Source organism: Candidatus Symbiopectobacterium sp. (assembly GCF_020054415.1).
Lineage (GTDB): Bacteria > Pseudomonadota > Gammaproteobacteria > Enterobacterales > Enterobacteriaceae > Symbiopectobacterium.
In genome coordinates, this window is sequence record NZ_JAHWCO010000348.1 from 1 (window position 1) to 1,306 (window position 1,306).

Here is a 1,306-nt window from a genome sequence, read left to right on the forward strand (position 1 = left end):
CCCAGCGAAACGACGGATCCTCGCAACGTAAAATCATGCAGTTAGGCCTCATGAGAAAAGTGTACACCTGAGATGACAAGCATTTTCAACCAAAACTGGCATGGAAAAACAGCATGATTACCTATTATTCAACAAAGCCGTATGAAGCATGAGAGTTACCTCGCGTTTTGTTTAAGGATCAGACACCCATATCAAAACCGGTAACTCTCAACCTTTCAAGCTCAAGTGTCAGATCTAGTCGCGACTAATACAGATTAAGAGTCCACTGCTCTACTAACTGAGCTAACAACCCGTAGTGGCATAATTAATTAGAGGGCTGTGACGAGAAAAGCTTTCACAACCAGAGAGAGAATACCCAAAACTCCAGCACTCAGCATCCAGCGAATTAACTTCTGCTCAGAGCGGATACCCGCCATCTCAAGCTGTAAATCCTTGCGGACTAACTGCATATCCTTACGTACATCGGCTATCTCTGCGGACAGGTCCTTACGGACATCGGCTATCTGAACAGTTAAATCTTTGCGCACGTCTTCAAGGTCACGCTTGGTAGCAAGGTCTGCAACCTCATGGGACTGACGCACGACAAGGGTTATAGCCTTGGCCTGCTCCCTATTAAGACCAGAGCTTTCCAGCTTCTCGACGAACTCTTGAGTATCAAATGCAACCTGGCCCATAGCGGATCCTCCTGTATTAAGCCAAGTGTAAGCGATCTGACCGCCAACCTGCAAAATTTTACAAGTTAGCCCCCTGCCCCCGGTTTTTATGTCACTTTTTTCAGCGTCTTAATTGTCGTCAGACACATAAACAACCTCGGAGAGACTTAATGTACAAAATAACGGCAACTATCATGGTGGGTTGTGCAGGATTCGAACCTGCGATCGATGGATTAAGAGTCCACTGCTCTACCAACTGAGCTAACAACCCGTAGTGGCATAATTAATTAGAGGGCCGTGACGAGAAAAGCTTTCACAACCAGAGAGAAAATACCTAAAACTCCAGCGCTCAGCATCCAGCGAATTAACTTCTACTCAGAGCGGATACCCGCCATCTCAAGCTGTAAATCCTTGCGGACTAACTGCATATCCTTACGGACATCGGCTATCTGCAACTGACGGTCCCAGCTACGGCGGGCAACGGCTCGCCATTGAAAAGAGCAGCAGAGAAGAGCGAAGTTTGTTGTACAACCGCCGGCTTTGTTGAATAAATCAGAACTTGTAACGACTGCGCCCCATACGGGTCGATTGTTACGTGATGCGAATACTGTTCGGCATTCCTAATAGCGTGATCCGGTTAAGCGCTTTGACCA

1 protein-coding gene and 1 tRNA gene are annotated in these 1,306 nt (G+C 47.1%); both read right to left on the bottom strand.

What is annotated here, in order from left to right; all coding sequences use genetic code 11:
• Positions 1-308 precede the first annotated feature (308 nt).
• Positions 309-674, bottom strand: a complete 366-nt coding sequence (locus QZ506_RS10340; protein WP_291970912.1) for a hypothetical protein — start codon at positions 672-674, stop codon at positions 309-311.
• 174 nt (positions 675-848) lie between these two features.
• Positions 849-924, bottom strand: a tRNA-Lys gene (locus tag QZ506_RS10345).
• Positions 925-1,306: the final 382 nt, after the last annotated feature.